Annotated in this window: 13 protein-coding genes and 1 tRNA gene; 5 read left to right on the forward strand and 9 right to left on the reverse strand. The window is 71.6% G+C overall.

The genetic code is table 11. The features are described from left to right. The first annotated feature begins 32 nt into the window (after window positions 1-32). The gene (locus ABT026_RS05840) at window positions 33-704 is read left to right on the forward strand and encodes a response regulator (protein WP_351112560.1); all 672 of its coding nucleotides are present in this window, start codon (window positions 33-35) and stop codon (window positions 702-704) included. A gap of 123 nt (window positions 705-827) precedes the next feature. Here ABT026_RS05840 and ABT026_RS05845 read toward each other — a convergent pair whose 3' ends face one another. From ABT026_RS05845 to metH, 4 genes are all read right to left on the reverse strand, one after another. Then, complete coding sequence (locus ABT026_RS05845) at window positions 828-2,417, reverse strand: ABC transporter substrate-binding protein (RefSeq protein ID WP_351112562.1); 1,590 nt, start codon at window positions 2,415-2,417, stop codon at window positions 828-830. Window positions 2,418-2,526: 109 nt separating this feature from the next. Continuing rightward, window positions 2,527-4,134, reverse strand: coding sequence for an ABC transporter substrate-binding protein (locus tag ABT026_RS05850; protein ID WP_351112564.1), 1,608 nt, complete (start codon window positions 4,132-4,134; stop codon window positions 2,527-2,529). Between the two features lie 454 nt (window positions 4,135-4,588). Continuing rightward, window positions 4,589-5,287 carry an HAD family hydrolase gene (locus tag ABT026_RS05855; protein WP_351112566.1) on the reverse strand — a complete coding sequence of 233 codons (699 nt, stop codon included), beginning with the start codon at window positions 5,285-5,287 and terminating at the stop codon, window positions 4,589-4,591. Between the two features lie 169 nt (window positions 5,288-5,456). Continuing rightward, window positions 5,457-8,972, reverse strand: coding sequence for a methionine synthase (gene metH, locus ABT026_RS05860; RefSeq protein WP_351112568.1), 3,516 nt, complete (start codon window positions 8,970-8,972; stop codon window positions 5,457-5,459). A 242-nt stretch (window positions 8,973-9,214) separates the two neighbouring features. On the opposite strand from metH, the gene ABT026_RS05865 reads away from it, so the two are divergent. The 3 genes from ABT026_RS05865 to ABT026_RS05875 all read left to right on the forward strand — a co-directional run bounded on the left by ABT026_RS05865 (window position 9,215) and on the right by ABT026_RS05875 (window position 12,790). Next, window positions 9,215-10,021, forward strand: a complete 807-nt coding sequence (locus tag ABT026_RS05865; protein WP_351112570.1) for an MIP/aquaporin family protein — start codon at window positions 9,215-9,217, stop codon at window positions 10,019-10,021. Between the two features lie 95 nt (window positions 10,022-10,116). Further along, a complete protein-coding gene (glpK, locus tag ABT026_RS05870) occupies window positions 10,117-11,649 on the forward strand; it encodes a glycerol kinase GlpK (protein WP_351112777.1) in 1,533 nt (510 codons plus the stop codon). A gap of 187 nt (window positions 11,650-11,836) precedes the next feature. After that, complete coding sequence (locus ABT026_RS05875) at window positions 11,837-12,790, forward strand: PAC2 family protein (RefSeq protein WP_351112572.1); 954 nt, start codon at window positions 11,837-11,839, stop codon at window positions 12,788-12,790. Between the two features lie 90 nt (window positions 12,791-12,880). On the opposite strand, the gene mshC is transcribed toward ABT026_RS05875, so the two are convergent. The 4 genes from mshC to ABT026_RS05895 all read right to left on the reverse strand — a co-directional run bounded on the left by mshC (window position 12,881) and on the right by ABT026_RS05895 (window position 16,452). Further along, entirely contained in the window at window positions 12,881-14,110 is a 1,230-nt protein-coding gene (gene mshC / locus ABT026_RS05880) for a cysteine--1-D-myo-inosityl 2-amino-2-deoxy-alpha-D-glucopyranoside ligase (protein WP_351112574.1), read from the reverse strand. 193 nt (window positions 14,111-14,303) lie between these two features. Then, window positions 14,304-15,134 carry an SCO1664 family protein gene (locus tag ABT026_RS05885; protein WP_351112576.1) on the reverse strand — a complete coding sequence of 277 codons (831 nt, stop codon included), beginning with the start codon at window positions 15,132-15,134 and terminating at the stop codon, window positions 14,304-14,306. Continuing rightward, window positions 15,104-15,688: a DUF3090 domain-containing protein gene (locus ABT026_RS05890; protein WP_351112578.1), complete on the reverse strand. Its 585-nt coding sequence runs from the start codon at window positions 15,686-15,688 to the stop codon at window positions 15,104-15,106. Before ABT026_RS05890 ends, ABT026_RS05885 begins: the two co-directional genes overlap by 31 nt. A 65-nt stretch (window positions 15,689-15,753) precedes the next feature. Next, window positions 15,754-16,452 carry a histidine phosphatase family protein gene (locus ABT026_RS05895; RefSeq protein WP_351112580.1) on the reverse strand — a complete coding sequence of 233 codons (699 nt, stop codon included), beginning with the start codon at window positions 16,450-16,452 and terminating at the stop codon, window positions 15,754-15,756. 76 nt (window positions 16,453-16,528) lie between these two features. Here ABT026_RS05895 and corA point away from each other — a divergent pair, with 76 nt between their 5' ends. Further along, window positions 16,529-17,530 (forward strand): magnesium/cobalt transporter CorA, encoded by a 1,002-nt coding sequence (gene corA, locus ABT026_RS05900; RefSeq protein WP_351112582.1) that lies wholly within the window; start codon window positions 16,529-16,531, stop codon window positions 17,528-17,530. Between the two features lie 60 nt (window positions 17,531-17,590). Here corA and ABT026_RS05905 read toward each other — a convergent pair. Continuing rightward, window positions 17,591-17,678, reverse strand: a tRNA-Leu gene (locus tag ABT026_RS05905). Window positions 17,679-17,794: the final 116 nt, after the last annotated feature.

The following is a 17,794-nucleotide window of genomic DNA, read 5'->3' on the forward strand; positions in this document are numbered from 1 at the left end:
GCGCGCCGGGCGATGAACGAGGGAGATCTCAGGTGGCGATCCGTGTCCTGCTGGTGGACGACCAGCCTCTGCTGCGCACCGGCTTCCGGATGATCCTGGAGGCCGAACAGGACATCGCCGTCGTCGGCGAGGCCGGTGACGGCCGGCAGGCGGTGGAGCAGGTCCGGGCGCTGCAGCCGGACGTGGTGCTGATGGACATCCGGATGCCGCGGATGGACGGCGTGGAGGCGACCCGCCGCATCACCGGACCGGAGCGGGACGGGCCGGCCAGGGTGCTGGTGCTGACCACCTTCGACCTGGACGAGTACGTGGTGGAGGCGCTGCGCGCGGGCGCCGGCGGCTTCCTGCTGAAGGACGCCCCGGCACACGAACTGGTGCAGGCGATCCGGGTGGTGGCAGCGGGCGAGGCGATGCTGGCGCCGAGCGTCACCCGGCGGCTGCTCGACAAGTACGCCACCCATCTGCCGTCCGGCGAGGAGACCGTGCCGGACGCGCTGCGCACGCTGACCGAGCGCGAGGTGGAGGTGCTGAAGCTGGTGGCGCGCGGGCTGTCCAACGCGGAGATCGCCGCGGACCTGTTCGTCGGCGAGACCACGGTGAAGACCCACGTCGGCCACGTGCTGACCAAGCTGGGGCTGCGGGACCGGGTGCAGGCGGCGGTCTACGCGTACGAGAGCGGCCTGGTGCGTCCCGGCGGCCGCTGAACCGGCCGGGACCGCACGCGGGGCCCGCACGACGACGCACGACGACGGCGCCCCCGCCGCCCGGGAGACCGGGTGGCGGGGGCGCCGTCGTACCACGTGCCGCTTACCGCGTGCCGCGTGCGGTCAGCTGCCGTCCTTGCTGATCTCCCAGAACCGGAAGACCGTCGAGGCGTCCAGGCACTTCTCCAGGCCGTACACGCCGTCGCGGACGACCGCGTACTGCTTGGCCTGCCAGATCGGCAGGAGCGGAAGCTCCTCGGCGACGATGTCCTGGAGCTCCCCGTAGTCGCGGGTGGTGGAGGCCCGCTCCCGCTGGGCGCCGGTCGACGGGATCAGGTCCTCGGTGATGGTCTTGTTCTCGTAGTTGTTGCTGAGGACGTTGCCCTCGCCGAAGAACGGGGCGGTGAAGTTCTCCGGGTCCGGGTAGTCCGGCACCCAGCCCTTGACGTACACGCCGTACTTGCCGTCGGCGATGTCCTTCTCGTACCTGTCGAACTTCACCGACTTCACGTCGGCCTGGAACAGCCCGCTGTCGTTGAGCTGCTTGGCGATCGCCTCGAACTCCTGGTCCGTGGACGGGCCGTAGCGGTCCGGGGTGGACCACAGCGTCAGCTTCACCTTGCTGGTGACGCCCGCCTCGGTCAGCGCCTGCCGGGCGGCGGCCTTGGAGGGCTTGCCGCCGTAGGTGTCGAAGAAGGCGGTGTTGTGGCCGTTGATGCCCGCCGGGACGATCGAGTAGAGCGGCGTGGCCGTCTGCTCGTAGACCTGGTCGATCAGGGCCTCGCGGTCGAGCAGGTAGGCGATGGCCTTGCGGACGCCCGGGTTGCCGACGACCGGGTCCTTGACGTTGAAGACCAGGTGCTGGACCTCGGCGCTGGATCCCTCGAGGACCGATATCTCCTCGTGGCGGTCGGCGCTCTCCTCGATGTCCGCGATGTCGCCGGCGGACAGGCCTCGGTAGGCCACGTCCACCTCGCCCTTGGTCAGGGCGTCCTTCAGGTGCGTGCGGTCGCCGTGGAAGAGCTTGAGGGTGACGCCCTCGTTGCGCGTCTGCGCGGTGCCCTTGTACCCCTCGTTGAGGGAGAAGACGGCCTCGTCGTCGTCGAAGGAGTCGAGCCGGTAGGGGCCCGAGCCGACGGCCTTGCCGTCCTCACGCAGCTTGTCGGCCGGGTACTCGCCCCGCGGGACGATCGATCCGGCGCCCGAGGCGATCTTGCTGGGGAAGGTCGCGTCCGGGAACTTCAGGCGGAAGACCACCTTCGTCTCCTCCGGCGCCTCGACCTCGTCCAGCGAGGCGAACATGACGGCGGGGCCGGACGGGTCGTCGATCTTCAGCATGCGGTCGAAGGTGAACTTCACGTCCTCGGACGTGAACGGGTCGCCGTTGCTGAACTCCAGGCCCTCACGCAGGGTGCACTGGAAGACCTGCGCCTTCTGGTCGGCGAAGTGACACTCCTCCGCCGCCTCCGGCTCCGGCTCGATGGCGCCGCGAGGGAAGGAGAGGAGCGACTGGAAGACGTTGTTGAACAACAGCCAGGAACCCGGGTCGTAGCCCGAGGCCGGGTCGGTGGCGAGCACGTCGTCGGTCATGCCGACGACGACCTCGGAGTCGGTGCTCTGCGCCGACTCCTCCCCCGTACCGCAGCCCGCGAGCAGGACCGCCGCCAGTGCGGCCGACGCGGGCCTCACCGGCCACCGATGATGTCTCTTCACGTGATGTGCCTTGTCGTGCGTTCGGAACGGAAACCGGGCTCGGCCGAGCCCGTCCGCGGTGCGGAGGGACGACTCCCGCCGGTCCTCGTGGGGCCGACGGGAGGGTGGATCACTGGGAGCCGACGCCTCGGCTCAGTTCCCACAACTGGAGGTTGGAGGAACTGTTGAGCGCGTAGGCCGTGCCGGTGACACCGTCGCGGGCGGCGATGTACTGCTTGCCCTGCCACAGCGGCAGCACCGGGACGTCCTCGGCGACGATCTCCTGCATCTCGGTCAGGCTCAGCACGGCGTCGGCCCGGTCGCGCTCGCGGCGCGACTGGGGGATCAGCACCTGCTGGGCCTTGCGGTTGGAGTAGGGGGAACCGAGGAAGTTCTTCTTCTCGAGGAACGGGGCGAGGTAGTTGTCCGCGTCCGGGAAGTCGGGGAACCAGCCCATGCCCCAGACCTCGTACCGGCCCTTCATGGACGCGGGGCGGAACTCCTTCCACTGCGCGCCCTTGGGCTCGCCGACCTTGAACAGTCCGCTGTCGCGGAGCTGTTCGGCCAGCACCTCGAACTCCTTCGCCGTGGCGGAGCCGTAGTGGTCCACCGTGTAGTGGAGGTCGATCGGCACCGGGGTGCTGATGCCGGCCTCGGCGAGGATCTTGGCGGCCTTGGCGGCGCTGGGCTCGCCGTACTTGTTGAAGAAGCTGTTGGAGTGCCCGGTGAGGGTGGCCGGCACCAGCGAGTAGAGCGGCTCGGCCTGGGCTCCGTACACCCGGGCGACCAGCTCGCTGCGGTCCACGACCTGGGCGACCGCCTGGCGGACCGCCTTGTTCTGGACGGCCGGGGCGTCGGTGTCGAAGGCCAGGTAGCGGATGTCGAGCCCGGACATCTCGACGAGCTCGATGCCGTCGTCCTTCGTGGCGTCCAGCTTCGTTACCTGCTGGGGCGTCAGGGTGCGGGACATGACGTCGATCTCGCCGTCCGCCATCGCGGCGTTCATCGCCTCGGCGTCGGCGAAGGCGATCAGCTCCGCCTCCTCGTTGGCCACCTCGAGGGAGCCCCGGTAGTCCGGGTTGCGGGTGAAGACCGCCTTCGTCAGGGCGCCGTCCTCGACCGTCGACTCGAGGGTGTACGGGCCGGAGCCGCTGACGCCGAAGCCCTCGCGGAGCTCGGAGGCGGGGTACTCGTCCGGGTCGACGATGGAGGCGACCGGCGTGGAGAGCTTGTACGGGAAGGTGGCGTCGGCGGCCTTCAGGTGGAAGACCACCTCGCGGTCGCCCCGGGTCTCCACGGCGTCCACGCCGTTCAGCAGACCGGCCACGCCGCTGTCCGAGTCGATCCGCAGCACCCGCTCGACGGAGTACTTCACGTCCTCGGCGGTGACGGTGTCCCCGTCGGCGAACCGCAGGCCCTTGCGCAGGGTGCAGGAGTAGCGCTCGTTGCCGGTGTCGGTGAAGCGGCAGTTCTCGGCGGCCTCGGGCTGCGGGTCGCCGCCGCCCCTCGGCTGCACCAGGAGGGTCTGCAGCGACTGGCGCAGGACGTTCCAGGAGCCGACGTCGTAGGCGTAGGCGGGGTCGAGCGGTGCGGGGGCGTCCGCCGATGAGGCGACCTGGTCCGTGGTGCCGACTCTGACCGGCGCGCCGTCCGAACCGCTGTCGGATCCGCCGCAGGCGGCCATCAGCGGAGCGACCAGACCGATCACGGCCGGCAGCACCAGAGTCTTGCGGTTCATGCTCGGACGTCTCCAGGCTGTCTATTTCCGCGGGTCCCGCCGGCCGGGGGTGTGGCGCGTCGGGCCGCGGGAGGGGGGAATGTTTCTCGCGGCCGACATTAGCCGCCGCCGCCCGGGCCCTTCGAAGCGACCGGTTCCGAATTGCCGTCACGCTTCGGAACCGGCCGTGGACGCTGCGGCAAGCGCCCCGGGGAAGGATTCGTGCGGCAGTTCCCCAAATCGGGCGCGAACACCCCGCGCGGGCAGGCATATCGAGCCCATCTGTCCGGATCACCGCAGGTGCCCGACCACCTCGACGTGGCGAAGGTCACAGGAATGAACGACGGAAAAGAGGGCCTTCCGCGAAGGCGTCACCGCTTTCCGGTATTCCGCGGAAGCGACGCCCGTCATTGCCCCGCCGAAGGAGGGTGAACAATTGGTGGACGGGCTGCGCCTATTCCGTGGGAGCGGTCCTTCAGCAGGGGCGGATCAGCGAGCGCAGGAATCCCAGGTCGACTTCTTCCAGCGACTTCACGACGGTGCGCCGCGGTCCCGGGCGCATGGCGGCGACGGAGGGCACCGCGACCACCTGGCAGCCCGCCGCCTCCGCGGCGGCGACCCCGGTGGCGGTGTCCTCGACGACCGCGCAGCGGGCCGGATCGGCGGCCAGTCCGGCCGCGGCCCGCAGGTACGGGTCGGGGTGCGGCTTGGTGCGCGGCACCTCGTCGCCGGCCACGGTGAGGCGGAAGTGGTGGGCGCCCAGCGCGGTGAGCACACGGTCGATGACGCGGCGGTGGGAGGCGGAGACCAGTGCGGTCGGGACGTCGTGGGCGTGCAGTTCGGCGAGCAGGCGGGCCGCGCCGGGCATCAGCGGCAGGTGCTCCTCGATGCGCGCCTCGAAGCCCTGGTTGAGCAGCACGGACAGCTCCTCCAGCCCGATGGTCGCGCCGGTGGCCTGGATGAGGAAGCCGGCGCTGCGGCTCATCGGCCCGCCGACCACCACCTCACGCCAGGACTCGTCCAGCCGGTGCCCCAGCGCTCCGAAGACCTCTCTCTCCACGTCCCACCAGAAACCCTCCGTGTCGACGAGGGTGCCGTCCATGTCGAGCAGTACCGCCTGGAGGCCCGACTCCTCGGCCGTCCGGGTCGTGGTGGCGGGGACCGTACTGGTCATCCGTGGGGACCTCCTCGCGAAAGAGCCTGCTGCGGGCGGGGGGGGGGGCCGACAGGCCGGCCGCCCTCCCCGGGAGGGGAGAGGCGACCGGCCTGCGGCGGATCGACCAGTGTACGACCGGTTCGCGCCGTTCGCCCGCCGGAAACGGCGGCGCGACGGCGCGAGCGGCTCAGCGGGCGTTGAAGTACTTCGCCTCGGGGTGGTGGATGACGATGGCGTCGGTGGACTGCTCCGGGTGGAGCTGGAACTCCTCGGAGAGGTGGACGCCGATGCGCTCCGGCTTCAGCAGCTCCGCGATCTTGGCCCGGTCCTCCAGGTCGGGGCAGGCCCCGTAGCCGAGGGAGAAGCGGGCGCCGCGGTACTTCAGCTCGAACATGCCGCTCATCTCGTCCGGGTCCTCACCGGCGTAGCCGAGCTCGGAGCGGACCCGGGCGTGCCAGTACTCGGCGAGCGCCTCGGCGAGCTGCACGGACAGACCGTGCAGCTCCAGGTACTCGCGGTAGGAGTCGGCGGCGAACAGGCGGGCGGTCTCCTCGCCGATCCGCGAGCCGACGGTGACGACCTGAAGGCCGACCACGTCCGTCTCGCCGGACTCCTGGGGGCGGAAGAAGTCCGCCAGGCAGAGCCGGCGGCCGCGGCGCTGGCGGGGGAAGGTGAAGCGGGTGCGCTCGCCGCCGTCCTCGTCCAGCAGGATCAGGTCGTCGCCCTTGGAGACGCAGGGGAAGTAGCCGTACACGACGGCGGCCTCCAGCAGGTTCTCCGTCTGGAGCCGGTCCAGCAGGCCGCGCAGCCGCGGCCGGCCCTCGGTCTCGACGAGCTCCTCGTAGGAGGGGCCGTCGCCGGTGCGGGCCTGCTTCAGGCCCCACTGGCCCTTGAACAGGGCGCCCTCGTCGAGCCAGGAGGCGTACTCCTTGAGCTGGATGCCCTTGACCACGCGGGTGCCCCGGAAGGGCGGGGTCGGGACGGGGTTGTCGGTGGCCACGTCGGAGCGCACCGGTCCCTCGTCCTGGCGCTCCTCCACCTGGAGGGCGGGGGCCGCCTTCACCCGGCGCTGGCGCAGCTCGGGGAGCTTGGCGCCGGGCACGCCGCGCTTGATCCCGATCAGCGCGTCCATCAGGCGCAGGCCCTCGAAGGCGTCCCGGGCGTAGCGGACCTCGCCCTGGTAGATCTCGTGCAGGTCCTGCTCGACGTAGGCGCGGGTGAGGGCGGCACCGCCGAGGATCACCGGGAAGCGGGCGGCCAGCTCGCGCTGGTTCAGCTCCTCCAGGTTCTCCTTCATGATCACCGTGGACTTCACCAGCAGACCGGACATGCCGATGACGTCGGCCTTGTGCTCCTCGGCCGCGTCCAGGATCGCCGAGACCGGCTGCTTGATGCCGAGGTTGACGACGTTGTAGCCGTTGTTGGAGAGGATGATGTCGACCAGGTTCTTGCCGATGTCGTGCACGTCGCCGCGGACGGTGGCCAGCACGATGGTGCCCTTGCCCGCCTCGTCCGTCTTCTCCATGTGCGGCTCCAGGTGCGCCACAGCGGTCTTCATGACCTCGGCGGACTGGAGGACGAACGGCAGCTGCATCTGGCCGGAGCCGAACAGCTCGCCGACCACCTTCATGCCGTCCAGCAGGGTGTCGTTGACGATGTCGAGGGCCTTGCGGGTGGTCAGCGCCTCGTCGAGGTCGGCCTCCAGGCCGTTCTTCTCGCCGTCGATGATCCGCCGCTTGAGCCGCTCGTCCAGCGGCAGCGCGGCCAGTTCCTCGGCCCTGCCCGCCTTGAGCGACTTGGCGGTGGCGCCCTCGAAGAGCTGCATCAGCTTCTGCAGCGGGTCGTAGCCCTCGCTGCGGCGGTCGTACACCAGGTCCAGGGCGGTGGCGACCTCCTCCTCGCTGAACCGGGCGATCGGGAGGATCTTGCTGGCGTGCACGATCGCCGAGTCCAGGCCCGCCTTGACGCACTCGTCCAGGAAGACGGAGTTCAGCAGGATCCGGGCGGCCGGGTTGAGGCCGAAGGAGATGTTGGACAGGCCGAGGGTGGTCTGCACGTCCGGGCGGCGGCGCTTGAGCTCGCGGATCGCCTCGATGGTGGCGACGCCGTCCTTACGGGACTCCTCCTGGCCGGTACAGATGGTGAAGGTCAGGCAGTCGACCAGGATGTCCGACTCGTGGATGCCGTAGTGGGCGGTCAGGTCGTCGATCAGCCGCTCGGCGATCTCGACCTTCTTCTCCACGGTGCGGGCCTGGCCCTCCTCGTCGATGGTCAGCGCGATCAGCGCGGCGCCGTGCTCCCGGGCCAGCTCGGTGACTTTGGCGAACCGCGACTCGGGTCCGGCCCCGTCCTCGTAGTTGACGGAGTTCAGCACGGCACGGCCGCCGAGCTTCTCCAGACCGGCCCGCAGCACGTCCACCTCGGTGGAGTCCAGCACGATCGGCAGGGTGGAGGCGGTCGCGAACCGGCCCGCCAGCTCGGCCATGTCGGCGACGCCGTCGCGGCCCACGTAGTCCACGCACAGGTCGAGCATGTGCGCGCCCTCGCGGATCTGCTCACGGGCCATCTCGACGCAGTCGTCCCAGCGGCCCTCCAGCATGGCCTCGCGGAACTTCTTGGAGCCGTTGGCGTTGGTGCGCTCGCCGATGGCGAGGTACGAGGTGTCCTGACGGAACGGCACCGTCTGGTAGAGCGAGGCGGCGCCTGCCTCGGGGCGCGGGTCACGCTCGACCGGGGCGGCGTCCTGGACGCGCTCGACCAGCTGCCGCAGGTGTTCCGGCGTGGTGCCGCAGCAGCCGCCGACCAGGGAGAGGCCGTAGTCGCGGACGAAGTCCTGCTGGGCGTCGGCCAGGCCCTCGGCGTCCAGCGGGAAGTGCGCGCCGTCCTTGGTGAGGACGGGCAGGCCGGCGTTGGGCATGCACAGCAGCGGGATGCGGGAGTGGCGGGCCAGGTAGCGCAGGTGCTCGGTCATCTCGGCGGGGCCGGTCGAGCAGTTCAGGCCGATCATGTCGATGCCGAGCGGCTCCAACGCGGTGAGCGCGGCGCCGATCTCGGAGCCGAGCAGCATGGTGCCGGTGGTCTCGAACGCCATCGACACCATCAGCGGCACCTGGACGCCGGTGGCCTCCATGGCGCGGCGGGCGCCCACGACGGCGGCCTTGGTCTGCAGCAGGTCCTGGGTGGTCTCCACGATCAGCGCGTCGGCGCCGCCGCCGAGCAGGCCCTCGGCGTTGGCCTGGAAGCCGTCGCGGACGACGCCGTAGCCGATGTGGCCCAGGGTGGGCAGCTTGGTGCCGGGGCCCATGGAGCCCAGCACCCAGCGCTGCCGGCCGGTGCGCGCGGTGAAGTCGTCGGCCGCCTCACGGGCGATGCGGGCGCCCGCCTCGGACAGCTCGTGGATCCGGTCGGCGATCTCGTACTCGGCGGCGGCCGAGTGGTTGGCGCCGAAGGTGTTGGTCTCGACGCAGTCGACGCCCACCTCGAGGTAGGCGTCGTGGACCGAACGGACGATGTCGGGGCGGGTGACGTTCAGGATCTCGTTGCAGCCCTCGAGGTCCTGGAAGTCCTCCAGGGTCGGGTCCTGCGCCTGGAGCATCGTGCCCATCGCCCCGTCGGCGACCACCACGCGGGTGGCCAGGGCCTCTCGGAGGGCGGACACGCGGGCACGGGCGTCTGCTGTGGACGGGGACGGCGACGAGGCCATGGAGGAGCTCCCTGGGATGCGACGGCTGTCGGCTTTGCGCGGTCGCGGACCGATTCCGCGGGGTGCGCACCAGATCAGCCTAGCCGGGGTGTCCGCACAGTGGCGCTCCGGTCCACTGTGCGGACGCCGCCGGACGGCCGTACGGCGGACGGGCGAGGGGCCGCCGGAGGGTGTGATCTTGGCGTAATCACGCCATCACACTCCGGTATCGCCCCTCGGGTCTCGTCGTTACCATGCGAAGGATGACGAGCTCCCAGATCTTCATCGGCGAGACAGTAGGGACGGCTCTTCTCATCCTCCTCGGCGGCGGCGTGTGCGCCGCCGTCACACTCAAGGCGTCCAAGGCCCGCAACGCCGGATGGCTCTCCATCGCCTTCGGCTGGGGCCTGGCCGTGATGGTCGCGGTCTACGCCACGGGACCCGTGTCCGGGGCCCACCTCAATCCGGCGGTCACCCTGGCCCTGGCCCTGAACGGGGGCACCGCCTGGGCGGACCTGCCGCTGTACTGGGCCGGGCAGATGCTCGGCGCGATGATCGGCGCGGCCCTCGTCTGGGTCGCCTACTACGGGCAGTTCCACGCCCATCTGACCGACCACGAGATCGTCGGCGGCCCCGGCGCGCAGAAGACGCCCACCGCCGAGGGCAAGTCGGTCGAGGCGCGGGAACCGGCCGCCGGACCGGTGCTGGGCATCTTCTCCACCGGCCCGGAGATCCGCAAACCGCTGCAGAACCTGCTCACCGAGATCATCGGCACGGTGGTGCTGCTGCTCGGCGTGCTCACCCAGGGCCTCAACGCCGACGGCGACGGCCTGGGCCCGCTGGGCGGTCTGGTCACCGCCCTGCTCGTGGTCGCGATCGGCCTGTCGCTGGGCGGACCGACCGGTTACGCCATCAACCCGGCCCGCGACCTGGGCCCCCGGGTGACGCACGCGCTCCTGCCCCTGCCGAACAAGGGCGGCTCCGACTGGGGGTACGCCTGGGTGCCGGTCGCCGGTCCGCTGATCGGCGCGGTGGTCGCGGCGGGTCTCTACCGGTGGCTGTTCCCCTGAGAGACCATGCGCAGGCCGCGGTGGAGCAGACGCGTCGACCCGCACGTACCACGTCCGCAGACCTCGAAGGGTGACCAGTGACCGACCAGCAGCCAGTGACCGAAGGACGCAGCGCAGGCCCGTTCATCGCGGCCATCGACCAGGGCACCACGTCGACCCGCTGCATCGTCTTCGACCGGGACGGCCGGATCGTCGCGGTGGACCAGAAGGAGCACGAACAGATCCTCCCGAAGCCGGGCTGGGTCGAGCACGACGCCATGGAGATCTGGGCCAACCTGGAGGAGGTGGTCGCCGGGGCGATCACCGCCGCGGGTGTCACCCGGGACGACATCGTGGCCATCGGCATCACCAACCAGCGCGAGACGACCGTGCTGTGGGACCGGCACACCGGCCGGCCGGTGCACAACGCGATCGTCTGGCAGGACACCCGCACCGACGCGCTCTGCCGCGAACTGGGCCGCAACGTGGGCCAGGACCGCTTCCGCCGGGAGACCGGCCTGCCGCTGGCGTCCTACTTCGCCGGGCCCAAGGCGCGCTGGCTGCTGGATCAGGTGGACGGCCTGCGCGAGCGGGCGGAGGCCGGGGACATCCTCTTCGGCACGATGGACAGCTGGGTGATCTGGAACCTGACGGGCGGCGTGGACGGCGGCCGGCACGTCACCGACGTCACCAACGCCTCCCGCACCCTGCTGATGAACCTGCGCACCCTCGACTGGGACGAGCGGATCTGCGAGTCGATCGGCGTCCCCGCCGCGATGCTCCCGGAGATCCGCTCCTCCGCCGAGGAGTACGGGAAGATCCGGGGCGGACGGCTGGGCGACCTGCTGGGCGGCATCCCGGTCGCCTCGGCGCTGGGCGACCAGCAGGCCGCGCTGTTCGGCCAGACCTGCTTCGCCGAGGGCGAGGGCAAGTCGACCTACGGCACCGGCACCTTCCTGCTGATGAACACCGGCGAGAAGATCATCAACTCCTACAGCGGCCTGATCACGACGGTCGGCTACCGGATCGGCGGGCAGAAGCCGGTCTACGCGCTGGAGGGGTCGATCGCGGTCACCGGTTCGCTGGTGCAGTGGATGCGCGACCAGATGGGGATGATCTCCAGCGCGGCCGAGATCGAGCCGCTGGCCGCCTCGGTGGAGGACAACGGCGGCGCGTACTTCGTGCCGGCGTTCTCCGGCCTGTTCGCCCCCTACTGGCGTTCCGACGCCCGCGGGGTGATCGCCGGGCTCACCCGGTACGTCACCAAGGCGCACCTGGCGCGCGCGGTGCTGGAGGCCACGGCCTGGCAGACCCGGGAGATCACCGACGCCATGGCCAAGGACTCCGGGGTCCAGCTGGCGACGCTGCGGGTGGACGGCGGCATGACCGCCAACGACCTGCTGATGCAGATCCTCGCGGACTGTCTGGACGTGCCGGTGGTGCGGCCCGAGGTGTCCGAGACGACCTGTCTGGGCGCGGCCTACGCGGCGGGCCTGGCGGTCGGCTTCTGGAAGAGCGTGGACGAGCTGCGCGCCAACTGGCGCCAGGACGCGGAGTGGACGCCCACCATGGACCCGGCGGTCCGCGACAGCGAGTACCACAACTGGCACAAGGCGGTCCGGCGGACGATGGACTGGGTCGAGGAGTGAGCCGCTGACGCCCCGGCGGCCCCGGCGCGCGGGAGAGCTGTCCGCGCCCGGGGCCGCCGGGGCGTGTGTGCACCCCTTCCCGGCGGGGCAGTGATCGCTCACGGGCCGTTCGAGGGGGCTGCGGGCAGTGCCCCCGAACGCCGTAAGGTTGTGGCGTACGCGAGGACTCGTCGGAAGGAGGCGCTGGGTGATCGAGCTCGAGGGGGTTCCCGAGCTGATCGACCCGGTCATGGTGGCCGCGTTCGAAGGCTGGAACGATGCCGGTGACGCCGCCTCCGCCGCGGTCGCGCATCTCGAGAAGGAGTGGAAGGGCGAGGTGTTCGCGGCGCTGGACGCCGAGGACTACTACGACTTCCAGGTCAACCGGCCCACCGTGTGGCTGGACAACGGGGTCCGCAAGATCACCTGGCCGACGACCCGGCTCTCGGTGGTGCGCGTGGGCGGGGACAAGCCGCGCGACCTGGTGCTGGTCCGCGGTATCGAGCCGTCGATGCGCTGGCGCACCTTCTGCAACGAGCTGCTCGGTTTCGCCCACGAGCTGGGCGTGGAGCTGGTGGTGATCCTGGGCGCGCTGCTCGGCGACACCCCGCACACCCGGCCGGTGCCCATCAGCGGGACCACCTCCGACGCCGACCTGGCGCGGCGGATGGACCTGGAGGAGACCAAGTACGAGGGCCCCACCGGCATCGTGGGCGTGCTCCAGGAGGCCTGCACGCACGCCGGGGTGCCGGCGGTGAGCCTGTGGGCGGCGGTGCCCCACTACGTGTCGCAGCCGCCGAACCCGAAGGCCACGCTGGCGCTGCTGAACCGGCTGGAGGACCTGATCGACATCCGCGTCCCGCTGGGCGAGCTCCCGGAGGACGCGCGCGCCTGGCAGGTCGGTGTCGACCAGCTGGCCGCCGAGGACAGCGAGGTCGCCGAGTACGTGCAGACCCTGGAGGAGGCGCGGGACACCGCGGACCTCCCGGAGGCCTCCGGCGAGGCGATCGCCCGCGAGTTCGAGCGCTACCTGCGCCGCCGGGACAGCCCGGGCGGCCGCTCCCGCCCCGGGAAGCCGCCGCGGGCCGGGGACGACGACGATCCGCCGCAGGGCCCCGGCGCGGGGCCGGGCCCCGGTCCGGGCGCGGGCTCGGAGGACTGACCGGATCGCGGCCGTGCGGCCGCCGGAACGAAGGGGAGGGCCCCACGCCGATCGGCGTGGGGCCCTCCCCTCGTTCGTGTCCGCCGGTCCCTACAGCGCGACGCCGAGCAGGGCGTCGACCGCGCGGGTGACCACGCCGGGGGCGCCGATGTCCTGGCCGCCGGTGCTCTGCTGGACGGCGGCCCAGCGGTCCACCGCGACCAGCGCGGCGGGGGCGTCGAGGTCGTCGGCGAGGGCGTCGCGGATCTCCTCGACCAGCGCGTCGGCGGGCGGGCCGTCCGGCCGGGAGACGGCGGCGCGCCAGCGGTTCAGGCGCTCGACGGCGTCCCGCAGGACCTGGTCGGTCCACTCCCAGTCGCTGCGGTAGTGGTGGGCGAGCAGGGCCAGCCGTATGGCGGCCGGGTCGACGCCGTCCTGGCGCAGCCGGGAGACGAAGACCAGGTTGCCCCTGGACTTCGACATCTTCTCGCCGTCCAGGCCGACCATGCCGGCGTGGACGTACGCCTTGGCCATGGGGTATTCGCCGGTCAGCACCTGGGCGTGCGAGGCGCCCATCTCGTGGTGCGGGAAGGCGAGGTCGGAGCCGCCGCCCTGCACGTCGAAGCCCATGCCGAGGTGGTCCAGGGCGATGGCGACGCACTCGATGTGCCAGCCCGGGCGGCCGCGGCCGAGGCTGCCGCCGTCCCAGCTGGGCTCGCCCTCGCGGGCGGCCATCCACAGCATCGGGTCGAGGGGGTTCTTCTTGCCGGGGCGCTCCGGGTCGCCGCCGCGCTCGGCGGACAGCAGCCGCATCGCGGCCGCGTCCAGGTTCGACACCTGGCCGAAGTGCGGGTCGGACTCGACGGAGAAGTAGACGTCGCCCTCGAGCTCGTAGGCCGCGCCGGCCGTGAGCAGGCGCTCCACCAGCGGGACGATGCCGGGGATGGCCTCCACGGCGCCGATGTAGTGCTTCGGCGGCAGCATCCGCAGGGCGGTCATGTCCTCGCGGAACAGGGCCGTCTCGCGCTCGGCGAGGGCCACCCAGTCGACGTCGTCGCGCTGGGCGCGCTCGAGCAGGGGGTCGTCCACGTCGGTGACGTTCTGGACGTAGTGGACCTGGCGCTTGGTGTCCAGCCAGACGCGCTGGACGAGGTCGAACGCGTTGTAGGTCGCCGCGTGACCCATATGGGTGGCGTCGTAGGGCGTGATGCCGCAGACGTAGATGCGGGCGACGGGGCCGGGGGTGAGGGTGACGCGACCGCCGGTGGCGGTGTCGTGGATCCTCAGGTCGCGGCCCTGACCGGGCAGGGCGGGGACGTCGGAAGCGGGCCAGGCATGCATGTCATGAGCCTAACCGGACAGGTGTTCCGGCCACGAACCGGTCCGCGCCACACGGCCCGCACGTGACCGAACACGCACTCTTGCGCGATCACGCCTTCCGTGCAGCGATCGCCCTCGCCGCGCGGCGGCGTCCGTCGCGCGACAACCGGCCGCCGCGCGATGCCGGCCGTCGCGCGGCGGCCGGCCCGCGTCGTCAGATCGGGGGCCACGGGAGGGCGGGCCACTCGCCGCCCGGCAGCGGGTGCGTCCCGCTCTCCAGGAGGGCGGTGATCCGCGCCCGGGTGGCGTCCAGCTCCGCCGCGGTGATCAGGGGGGTCAGGCGCGCGGTGAGAGGGCCGTCGTCGGCCAGCGCGGCCGTCAGACGGCGCAGGGCCTCCAGCGCCTCCTGCGGGAGCGGCTCGCCGGCCCAGCCCCACAGCAGGGTCCGCAGCTTGTCCTCGGTGTGGAAGGTGACCCCGTGGTCGATGCCGTACAGCCGCCCGTCCGGCGCGGTCAGCAGGTGGCCGCCCTTGCGGTCGGCGTTGTTGATCACCGCGTCCAGTACGGCGAGCCGCCGCAGCCGCGCGTCGTCGGCGTGCACCAGCAGGGCGGTGCGCCCCTCCCCCACCTCGGCGAGGCCGATCTCCTTCCAGCCGGGTCCGGGGTTCTCCGGGTCGACCAGGGCGAGCAGTTCGGCGCCGGGCTCCGGCTCCCGCGGCTGCTCGATCCACAGCTGGCACATGCCCTCGCCGTGGGGGCCCTCACGCAGCACGGTGGGCGGGACGAGCCCCCAGCCGGCGGCCTCGGACACCTCGTAGGCGGCCACCTCGCGGCGGGCGAGGTTCCCGTCGGGGAAGTCCCACAGCGGGCGCTCCCCCGCCACCGGCTTGTAGACGCACGCCGCCTCCTGCCCGTCCAGCGCGACGGTGCAGTACAGCGCGGCGTTGGACGCCTCCGGGATCCGGCCGCGCACGGTGAGCTCGCCGCGGGCCAGCAGTTCGGCGGGCGGCAGGCTCAGCGCCGGTATCCGTTCTGGCGCGGACATACGTGTCCCTCCGGGTCGAGCGGCAGGCTGCACAGGGGGCACGGCGGGCGCCCCGCGTCGACGACCTCCATGGCGCGCTTGGCGAACGATCTCGCCTGCGCCCCGGTGAGCCGCACCCGCAGCACGGGTGGGCCGTTCTCCTCGTCCTGGAGCATCTGCTCCTCCGCTGCGGCCAGGTCCTCGTCGGTCTCCGCCTCCAGCTCGACCAGGGCCTGCGCCTCGACGATCATGCGCTGGTCGGAGCCGTCCCAGGCCAGGGCCATGGTGCCGACCCGGAACTCCTCGTCCACCGGCGTCTGCAGGGGCTCGGTGTCCAGCACGTCGGCGGGGGTGACCGCGGGGACGGAGGCGCTGCCGCCGCTGCGGCGCACCACCTCGTCCAGCAGCTCGTCCATCCGTTCGGCGAGCGCGGCGACCTGGGTCTTCTCCAGCGCGACGCTGGTCACCCGGGCCCCGGCGCTGGCCTGGAGGTAGAACGTGCGGCGCCCGGGCAGCCCGACCGTGCCGGCCACGAAGCGGTCCGGCGGATCGTAGAGGAACACCTGACGTGACACGTCCTGTCTCCTGGGAGTCGTCGTCGGGGTACGGGCTGACGCGCTTCACCCTACTGCGGGGACGATCACGGTGCCCCGGCGCCGCCCCCGACCGTGGCGTCGCCGCCGGCCCCCTCCGGAACCCGGTCCGGACGCGGGATCAGCGAGGCGAGGTCGCCGGTGTCGCCGAGGCGCAGCAGGAAGGGCCGGGTGCGGGTGTAGCGCACCACGGTGACCGAGCAGGGCTCGACCTGGAGGCGCTGGAACTGGTCGAGGTGCAGCCCCAGGGCGTCCGCGGCCAGCGACTTGATGATGTCGCCGTGGGAGCACATCAGGTAGACCGCGTCGGGCCCGTGCTCCTTCTCGATCCGCAGGTTCCACTCCCGGACCGCCTCGGCGGCCCGGTGCTGCATGGTGCGCATCGACTCCCCGCCGGGGAAGGCGGCGGCGGTGGGGTGGGCCTGCACGACCTCCATCAGCGGCTCGCCGGACAGCTCGTCCAGCTTGCGGCCGGTCCAGTCGCCGTAGTCGCACTCGGTGATGCCGTCCTCGGTGTGGACGGGCAGCCCCGGGCGGGCCGCCAGCAGCGGCTGGACCGTCTCCCGGCAACGGCGCAGCGGGCTGGTGACGACCTCGGCCAGCGGCACCCCCTCCAGCCGGGCCGGGAGGGCGGCGGCCTGCGCGGCGCCGCGTTCGTCGAGCGTCACACCGGGCATGCGTCCGGCGAGCAGTCCCGCGGTGTTGGCGGTGGAACGTCCGTGCCGGACCAGGATGAGCGTGGGCATGTCGCCCAGGGTAGGGGTACCAGGGACTGTGGGGACCTCACCGTGGGGTCCGTCGGGACGAGGGAGAACGCACCAGGTGATCGTCGACTGCGCCGTGTACCGGAACGGGAAGAGGGTCGCGGCCGAGGAGGACTATTCCGACGCCCTGGCACAGGCGCGCGCCGCGCGAAGCGACTCGTCGTTCGTCTGGATCGGGCTCCACCAGCCCACGCCGGAGGAGTTCGACCTGGTGGCCAGCGAGTTCGGGCTCCATCCGCTGGCCGTCGAGGACGCCCTCAAGGCGCACCAGAGGCCCAAGCTGGAGGTCTACGACGACTCGCTGTTCGTGGTCCTCAAGCCGGTGATCTACGAACCGCGCAGCGACGAGGTCTCCACCGGCGAGATCATGATCTTCCTGGGCGACGCCTTCGTGGTCACCGTCCGGCACGGCGACACGCCGCTGCACGCGGTGCGCGACCGGCTGGAGCGGGAGCCGGAGACCCTGGAGCGCGGTCCGACGGCGGTGCTGTACGCCATCGCCGACACCGTGGTCGACCACTACCTGGAGGTGGGGCGCGAGCTGCACACCGACCTGGAGGAGGTCGAGGCGGAGGTCTTCTCGCCGTCCGCGGGCGGCACCCGGAACACCGCGGAGCGGATCTACACCTTCAAGCGGCAGGTCCTGGAGTTCCGCCGGGCCACCGGCCCGCTGACCGCTCCCATGCTGCGGCTCGCGGAGAACGGCCGCGGCGGCAGCAGGGTGCCGTTCGTCGACGACGAGGCCCGGCCGTTCTTCCGTGACGTCGGCGACCACCTGATGCGGGTCAACGAGTCGGTGGAGGGGCTGGACCGCCTGATCTCCGACATCCTCTCGGCGCACCTGGCGCAGATGAGCGTCCGGCAGAACGACGACATGCGGAAGATCTCCGCCTGGGCGGCCATGGCGGCGGTGCCGACGATGATCGCCGGCATCTACGGGATGAACTTCGAGCACATGCCGGAGCTGACCTGGACCTGGTCGTACCCCACGGTGATCGCGGTGATGGCGGTCCTGGAGTACTTCCTGTTCCGGCTCTTCAAGAACCGCGACTGGCTCTGACCGTCCGTGACGGGAGCGGCAACGCCGAAGGGCCGCGGTCGTCGACCGCGGCCCTTCGTGTGGTGTCCGAGGGGGGACTTGAACCCCCACGCCCGATAAAGGGCACTAGCACCTCAAGCTAGCGCGTCTGCCATTCCGCCACCCGGACAAGGTGTCTGTCGCTGCTGAGGGATTTCTCTGTTCCCCTCGCGGCGACAGGAGAAACATTACCAGGCTTTCCGGGGTGCCCGATCACGCCCCCTCTCGTCCGTGCGGGCCATGAGG

It is taken from the genome of Streptomyces sp. NPDC002734 (assembly GCF_040295685.1).
Classification (GTDB): Bacteria; Actinomycetota; Actinomycetes; order Streptomycetales; family Streptomycetaceae; genus Streptomyces.

Bases quoted from the DNA above. Each gene is read 5' to 3' on its own strand.
- ABT026_RS05855 (WP_351112566.1), bottom strand. From the start codon at position 5,287: ATGACCAGTACGGTCCCCGCCACCACGACCCGGACGGCCGAGGAGTCG.
- ABT026_RS05885 (WP_351112576.1), bottom strand. From the start codon at position 15,134: ATGTCCGCGCCAGAACGGATACCGGCGCTGAGCCTGCCGCCCGCCGAA.
- ABT026_RS05850 (WP_351112564.1), bottom strand. From the start codon at position 4,134: ATGAACCGCAAGACTCTGGTGCTGCCGGCCGTGATCGGTCTGGTCGCT.
- ABT026_RS05895 (WP_351112580.1), bottom strand. From the start codon at position 16,452: ATGCCCACGCTCATCCTGGTCCGGCACGGACGTTCCACCGCCAACACC.
- ABT026_RS05865 (WP_351112570.1), top strand. From the start codon at position 9,215: ATGACGAGCTCCCAGATCTTCATCGGCGAGACAGTAGGGACGGCTCTT.
- metH (WP_351112568.1), bottom strand. From the start codon at position 8,972: ATGGCCTCGTCGCCGTCCCCGTCCACAGCAGACGCCCGTGCCCGCGTG.
- mshC (WP_351112574.1), bottom strand. From the start codon at position 14,110: ATGCATGCCTGGCCCGCTTCCGACGTCCCCGCCCTGCCCGGTCAGGGC.